This window comes from Methylobacterium sp. (genome assembly GCF_019750675.1).
GTDB lineage: Bacteria > Pseudomonadota > Alphaproteobacteria > Rhizobiales > Beijerinckiaceae > Methylobacterium.
Genome location: NZ_JAIEOF010000281.1, coordinates 1 through 6,865, shown reverse-complemented (window position 1 = coordinate 6,865; position 6,865 = coordinate 1). Strand labels below are relative to the sequence as shown.

Here is a 6,865-nt window from a genome sequence, read left to right as displayed (position 1 = left end):
GTGGAGCCTAACGGGATCGAACCGATGACCTCTTCCATGCCATGGAAGCGCTCTCCCAGCTGAGCTAAGGCCCCACTCTCGACGCGCCGGAGACTGGAGGTCCGGAGCGGTCTTCGTCGGCGGCGGGCGCTGCCCGCCGTCGATGGCGGTGATGTACTGGGGCTTGCCCGCCGTCTCAACCCCCTTTGTGCCCCGCCGGCAAACTTTTTTGGCCGACGGTGTGGACGGGGGTGAGAGTGCTCAACTCTCCTCGTCGTTTTCGATGTCGCTGTCGATCAGATCGGCCACGTCGTCGTCGCCGGTGTCCTCCTCCTCCAGGAAGGTGTCGTCGGCGTCGTCGTTGCTGTCGCCGTCCACGTCCTCGGTGGTGGTGTCCGCATCGTCCTCGGCCGCCTCGACCTCGTCGAGGGAAACGATCTCCGGACCGCCCTTCTCGGCATCCGTGTCCTCGTCGTCATCGGCGGGAACGGCGGCCGCGCGCGCGGCGAGCGCCGGAGCGGCGCGGCCGGAGGCTGCGGCGACCTGATAGATCGTCCCGCATTTGGGGCAGGTCGGCGGATCATTGTCGAGGTCGTAGAACTTGGCGCCGCAGCTCATGCATTGACGCTTCAAGCCGAGTTCCGGTCTGGCCACGGGCGAACCTCTATACGTGCAATCTTTTGGGAGAGGGGCCCCGTTAGTCGCGTGGAACGCTCCTGTCAAATTCCTGGGGTCCCAAGGCGCGGCGACGTCTTTCCTCGGCCCTTCGCGGCGCCCGGCGGGCGATGTGCGGGGCTTCGGATGACGGCGGCACGCGCCCGTGTTAACCGCCCTGATCGCACCGGCGCCGGTATCGACGCGCCCGCGCCCTGAATGCCCGCGCCCCGTGCGCCCAGCCGAAAAGTCGCTGCCCGTGTCCCATGATTCCGCCCCGCAACCCCTGACCGCCCATGCGGGCCTGGCCCTGCAAGGCAGTCTGCGCCCGCCCGGTGACAAGTCGATCTCGCACCGCGCGATGATTCTCGGCCTGCTCAGCATCGGCGAGACGAACGTGACGGGCCTGCTCGAGGGCGACGACGTGCTGCGGACCGCCGCCGCCGCCAAGGCGCTGGGCGCCGACGTCGAGCGGGTGGGAGACGGGCTCTGGCGCGTTCGGGGCGTCGGCATCGGCGGCCTCACCGATCCCGAGGACGTGCTCGATTTCGGTAATGCCGGCACCGGCTCGCGCCTGATGATGGGCGTGGTCGGCGGCCAGCCGGTCACCGCGATCTTCGACGGCGACGCCTCGCTCCGGAAGCGCCCGATGCGCCGCATCCTCGATCCCCTGGTTCGGATGGGGGCCGAGGTGGTGAGCGAGGAGGAGGGCGGGCGCGTGCCCCTGACCCTGCGCGGCCCCCGCGAGGCGATTCCGATCACCTATGAGACGCCCGTTGCGTCTGCGCAGATCAAGTCGGCGGTGCTGCTCGCCGCCCTGAATGCCCCCGGGACCACCACAGTGGTCGAGGCGGCGGCCACCCGCGACCATACCGAGCGGATGCTGCGTCTGTTCGGCGCCGAGGTGACCGTGGTTCCGCACGGCCCCGAAGGCCACGGACGGGCGATCAGCCTGACCGGTCAGCCGACCCTGCGCGGCACCAAGGTCGTCGTGCCCGCCGATCCGTCCTCGGCCGCCTTCCCCCTGGTGGCCGCCCTGATCGTTCCGGGCTCCGAAGTGACCCTGGAGGGCGTGATGATGAACCCGCTGCGCATCGGGCTGATCACCACCCTCATCGAGATGGGCGCCGACATCGAGCGCCTGCGCGAGCGGGAGGAGGGCGGAGAGACCGTGGCGGACCTGCGCGTGCGCGCAAGCCGGCTCAAGGGCGTCGACGTCCCGCCCGAGCGGGCGCCGTCGATGATCGACGAGTATCCCGTGCTCGCCGTCGCCGCCGCCTTCGCGGAGGGCACCACGCGGATGCGGGGCCTGCACGAGTTGCGTGTGAAGGAATCCGATCGCCTCGCGGCCGTCGCCGACGGGCTCAGCGTCACCGGCGTCGCCCACCTCGTCGACGGCGACGACCTCGTCGTGCACGGCACCGGCGAGCCCGCGCGCGGTGGCGGCACGGTCGCGACCCATCTCGACCATCGCATCGCCATGGCGTTCCTGGTCATGGGGCTGGCCACGCAGCAGCCCGTCACGGTGGATGACGGCGCGATGATCGCCACCAGCTTCCCGAGCTTTCTGCCGACGATGCAGGGCCTCGGCGGCCGGATCGAGGGTTGAGCGCGATGCCGATGGTGATCGCGATCGACGGGCCGGCGGCTTCCGGCAAGGGCACCCTGGCCAAGCGCCTCGCGGCGCATTACGGCCTGCCCCACCTCGATACCGGCCTCCTGTACCGGGCCGTCGCCCTCACGGTGATCGATGCGGGCCACAATCTCGACGACCATCAGGCCGCGGCGCGCGCGGCCGCCAGCTTGATCGCCGATCGTCTCGCCGACCCGCGTCTGCGCGAGCGCGCGATGGGCGAGGCCGCCTCGCGCATCTCGGCGGTGCCTGCCGTCCGTGCCGCGCTCCTCGCCTGGCAGCAACGCTTCGCGGGAGGCGCCAGCGGCGCGGTCCTCGACGGGCGCGACATCGGCACCGTGGTCTGTCCCAATGCCGGCGTGAAGCTGTTCATCACGGCCGCCCCCGAGGAGCGCGCCCGCCGCCGCCATCTCGAATTGCTGCGGCGCGGCGAATCGGCGACGCTCGGCGCCATCCTGGCTGACATCGTCGCCCGGGACGCCCGCGACGCCCAGCGTTCGACCGCGCCCCTCAAGGCGGCCGCCGACGCGGTGATTCTCGACACCACAGAACTCGATGCGGAAGAGGCCTTCGCGGCCGCCCGCGCCGTGGTCGACCGCGCCCGGCCGCACTGAGCCGCCGGCCATCGGCCGTCGCCTCGGATCAGAAACGTAGCGCCCCGCCGGATCTCATCCGGCAGGGCGTCCGCGCGATCGTCAGCCGCGCTGATCGATCGGGGTATATTCGCGCTTTTCCGGGCCGATGTAGAGCTGGCGCGGACGACCGATCTTCTGCGACGGATCCTCGATCATCTCGGCCCACTGGGCGATCCAGCCCGTGGTGCGGGCGAGCGCGAACAGCACCGTGAACATCGAGGTCGGGAAGCCCATCGCCTTGAGGGTGATGCCCGAGTAGAAATCGATGTTCGGGTAGAGCTTCTTCTCGATGAAGTAATCGTCCTTCAGGGCGATCTGCTCGAGCTGCACGGCGACTTCGAGGAGCGGGTCGTCCTTGATACCGAGCTGCCCGAGCACCTCGTGGGTGGTCTTCTGCATGATCCGGGCGCGCGGATCGTAGTTCTTGTAGACGCGGTGGCCGAAGCCCATCAGGCGGAAGGGGTCGTTCTTGTCCTTGGCCTTCGCCACGTACTTGGCCACGTTCTCCGGATGCCCGATCTCCTCGAGCATCTTCAGCGCCGCCTCGTTGGCGCCGCCATGGGCGGGTCCCCACAGGCAGGCGATGCCGGCCGCGATGCAGGCGAAGGGATTGGCACCCGAGGAGCCTGCCAGACGCACCGTGGAGGTGGAGGCGTTCTGCTCGTGGTCGGCGTGCAGGATGAAGATCCGGTCCAGCGCGCGCGCGAAGATCGGGTTGACCTTGAACTCTTCGCAGGGAACCGCGAAACACATCCGCAGGAAGTTCGAGGTGTAGTCGAGATCGTTCTTCGGATACACGAACGGCTGGCCGATCGAGTACTTGTAGGCCATCGCCGCGAGGGTCGGCATCTTGGCGATCATGCGCATGGAGGCGACCATGCGCTGCTGGTCGTCCGAGATGTCGGTGGAGTCGTGGTAGAAGGCCGAGAGCGCGCCGACGCAGGCGACCATGATCGCCATCGGGTGTGCGTCGCGGCGGAAGCCCTGGAAGAAGCGGTTCATCTGATCGTGCACCATGGTGTGGCGCGTGATCCGGTAGTCGAAATCGGCCTTCTGGGCCGGGGTCGGCAGTTCGCCGAACAGCATCAGGTAGCAGGTCTCGAGGAAGTCACCGTTCTCGGCGATCTGCTCGATGGGGTAACCGCGATAGAGGAGAACGCCCGCATCGCCATCGATGTAGGTGATCTTCGACTCGCAGGAGGCGGTCGACGTGAAACCGGGATCGAAGGTGAACTTGCCCGTCTTGGCGTAGAGCTTGCCGATATCGATGACATCCGGACCGATCGTGCCGGTCTTGATCGGGAGCTCGACGTGGTTGTCGCCCACGGTGATCGTGCTGGAGGCGCTCATGGAGACCTGGACCCTTTCGTGGCAGCGGGGCGTCGCCGGCCCGCGTGGCGATGAGATCCGCCACCCGGGTCCGGGGCGCAAGCGCGGGCTATGCTGCACTTGCTCACACGAGCATGGGGGTAGCGGATCGGCGGACCGTCATCAACCGACGCTCCGCTTCACGCCGTGGGCCAAGCGAAATCCAGGCCGATTTGTCATTCTTTTGCAGGATGAAACGCGTGCTCGCCGGACGCTCTTTCCCGGTCCGCGTGCATCATGCGGGGATCTGGTCGCGGAGCCGGCCGAGGCATTCCGTTCGCCCCAGAACCGCCATCACGTCGAAGACCGGAGGCGAGGTCGCGCGTCCCGTCAGCGCGGCCCGGAGGGGCTGGGCGATCTGCCCGAGCTTTAGGCCGTTCGCCTCGGCAAAGTGGCGGACGGCGCCCTCGGTGGCGGCGGCATCCCAGTCGGACAGGGCCTCCAGGGCCGGAAGGAGGGCGGCCAGGCGTGCGCGTGCCTCGTCGCCGAGCAGGCCCTTGGCCTTCTCGTCCGGAACGAGGGGGCGCATCGCGGTCAGGTAGTAGGCGCTGTCCAGAAGCTCCACCAGGGTCTTGGCGCGCTCCTTCAGGCCCGGCATCGCGGCCGTCAGGCGGTCGCGCAGATCGGGCGCCATCGGTACGGGTATGCCGCGCGACGGCCCGAGGGCCGGCAGCACGTCGGCGATGGCCTGGACGAGGTCCGCGTCGGCGGCGCTCCGGATGTAGAGGCCGTTCAGGTTTTCGAGCTTGGCGAAGTCGAAGCGGGCCGGCGAGCGGCCGATCGCTTTCAGGTCGAAGGCGGCGATCATCTCCTCGGTGGAGAACACCTCCTGGTCGCCATGGCTCCAGCCGAGGCGCACGAGGTAGTTGCGCAGGGCCGCCGGCAGGTAGCCGAGGTCGCGGTAGGCATCGACGCCGAGCGCTCCGTGGCGCTTCGAGAGCTTCGCCCCGTCGGCCCCGTGGATCAGCGGGATATGCGCCATGGCAGGCGCCACCCAGCCGAGGGCATCGTAGATCTGGCGCTGGCGCGCGGCGTTGGTGAGGTGGTCGTCGCCCCGGATCACCTGCGTGACGCCCATGTCGTGGTCGTCCACCACCACCGCGAGCATGTAGGTCGGGTTTCCGTCCGACCGCAGCAGGACGAGGTCATCGAGATCCTTGTTCTGCCAGACGACGCGCCCTTGCACGGCGTCCTCCACCACCGTTTCGCCATCGGCGGGGGCGCGCAGGCGAATCACCGGCTTCACGCCGGCCGGCGCGTCTGAGGGGTCGCGGTCGCGCCAGCGCCCGTCGTAGCGCAGGGGGCGGCCCTCGGCGCGGGCGGCCTCGCGCATCGCCGTGAGTTCTTCCGGCGTCGCGTAGCAGCGATAGGCGTTGCCCGAGTCCAGCAGGCTCATCGCCGCCTCCCGGTGACGCTCCGCGCGGGCGTACTGGTAGATCACGTCGCCGTCCCAATCGAGGCCGAGCCAGCGCATGCCGTCCAGGATAGCGTCGATCGCGCCCTGAGTGGAGCGCTCGCGGTCCGTGTCCTCGATGCGCAGCAGCATGCGGCCGCCGAAGCGCCGGGCATAGAGCCAGTTGAACAGGGCCGTGCGGGCCCCGCCGATGTGCAGATAGCCCGTGGGCGAGGGGGCAAAGCGCGTGACGACTGACGACATCAATCTTGACTTGAACTGGCTGGTGGAACGGGCGGGAGGCGGATCGACCGGCCCGGAGACGCGCGTGTAGCATGCGCGAGCCGAGGCGTTAAGAAATCGTCTCGCATCGTGCCGATTTCCCCGGCCCGGTCTCACCGAGGGCGCAGTCATGGCGCGGGCGCAGGGAATAGCGGCGGCGGCGCGGGCGTTTCGCCCGAGCGCGGTGCGTCGCCCCGTGCTCGGCCTCGTCGGCGACTGGTTTCGGGCCGGGTGGACGCGGGAGGTCGAGCAGCGCCGTCTGTTCCCCTGGCTCGCCGTCGCCTTCGGATTCGGCATCCTCGTGTATTTCACGGGGACGCGCGGGGCGCCGGCGCTCGCCGCGCCCCTCGTTGCCGCCGCCCTCCTCGCTGCCACCACGCCGTTCCTGCGCGCGCGACCCCTCGGCCTCGGACTGACCCTCGCGGGCATCGCCGCCCTGCTGGGCTTTGCCGCCGCGACCATCCGGGTCGATCGCCTGGCCGGACCGATCCTGGCCCGCATCACCATCGCCAGCCTCGTCGGGACCATCGAGGCCCTCGACGAGCGCGAGGAAGGGGCACGCCTGATCGTGCGGGTAGAGAGCTTCGGCGTTCTTGGCCCGGAGATGCGCCCGGCGCGGGTGCGGGTCTCCTATCGCAAGGCGGTGGCATTGAAGCCGGGCGACCGCATCGCCGCCACCGCCCGGCTGTTGCCACCCCCGGAGGCGGCGCGGCCCGGGGGCTACGATTTCGGACGCGACGCCTATTTCCGCGGCATCGGCGCGGTCGGCTCGCTCGTCGGCAAGATCGAGGTCCGGCCACCGGCCCAGGCCCCCGATCGAAGCGCCCGTTTCGCGGCGGCCATCGACGACGCGCGCAACGCCCTCACGCGCCGGATCACCGATGCCAACGGCGGACAGGCGGGTGCCGTGGCCGCCGCCCT

6 protein-coding genes and 1 tRNA gene are annotated in these 6,865 nt (G+C 69.7%); 3 read left to right on the top strand and 4 right to left on the bottom strand.

Translation table 11 applies throughout. The annotated features are described in order from the left end of the window. Nucleotide 1 precedes the first annotated feature (1 nt). Together K2X24_RS14560 and K2X24_RS14555 are read right to left on the bottom strand one after the other, a co-directional pair. A tRNA-Ala gene (locus tag K2X24_RS14560) sits at nucleotides 2–74 on the bottom strand. A gap of 166 nt (nucleotides 75–240) precedes the next feature. After that, nucleotides 241–633 (bottom strand): TIGR02300 family protein, encoded by a 393-nt coding sequence (locus K2X24_RS14555; RefSeq protein ID WP_082503635.1) that lies wholly within the window; start codon nucleotides 631–633, stop codon nucleotides 241–243. 259 nt (nucleotides 634–892) lie between these two features. On the opposite strand from K2X24_RS14555, the gene aroA reads away from it, so the two are divergent. Both aroA and cmk read left to right on the top strand, forming a co-directional pair. Continuing rightward, nucleotides 893–2,242, top strand: coding sequence for a 3-phosphoshikimate 1-carboxyvinyltransferase (gene aroA, locus K2X24_RS14550; RefSeq protein WP_292499097.1), 1,350 nt, complete (start codon nucleotides 893–895; stop codon nucleotides 2,240–2,242). 5 nt (nucleotides 2,243–2,247) lie between these two features. Continuing rightward, complete coding sequence (gene cmk, locus K2X24_RS14545) at nucleotides 2,248–2,880, top strand: (d)CMP kinase (RefSeq protein ID WP_238279486.1); 633 nt, start codon at nucleotides 2,248–2,250, stop codon at nucleotides 2,878–2,880. Between the two features lie 81 nt (nucleotides 2,881–2,961). Here cmk and gltA read toward each other — a convergent pair whose 3' ends face one another. Continuing rightward, nucleotides 2,962–4,251 carry a citrate synthase gene (gene gltA / locus K2X24_RS14540; RefSeq protein ID WP_292499096.1) on the bottom strand — a complete coding sequence of 430 codons (1,290 nt, stop codon included), beginning with the start codon at nucleotides 4,249–4,251 and terminating at the stop codon, nucleotides 2,962–2,964. 253 nt (nucleotides 4,252–4,504) lie between these two features. Next, nucleotides 4,505–5,929 (bottom strand): glutamate--tRNA ligase, encoded by a 1,425-nt coding sequence (gene gltX, locus K2X24_RS14535; RefSeq protein ID WP_292499095.1) that lies wholly within the window; start codon nucleotides 5,927–5,929, stop codon nucleotides 4,505–4,507. Between the two features lie 145 nt (nucleotides 5,930–6,074). On the opposite strand from gltX, the gene K2X24_RS14530 reads away from it, so the two are divergent. After that, nucleotides 6,075–6,865 (top strand): ComEC/Rec2 family competence protein (locus K2X24_RS14530; RefSeq protein ID WP_292499094.1); only part of this gene is annotated, 791 nt, incomplete at its 3' end.

Excerpts from the sequence above, each read along its gene's own strand:
- cmk (WP_238279486.1), top strand. The coding sequence starts at position 2,248 with ATGCCGATGGTGATCGCGATCGACGGGCCGGCGGCTTCCGGCAAGGGC.
- gltA (WP_292499096.1), bottom strand. The coding sequence starts at position 4,251 with ATGAGCGCCTCCAGCACGATCACCGTGGGCGACAACCACGTCGAGCTC.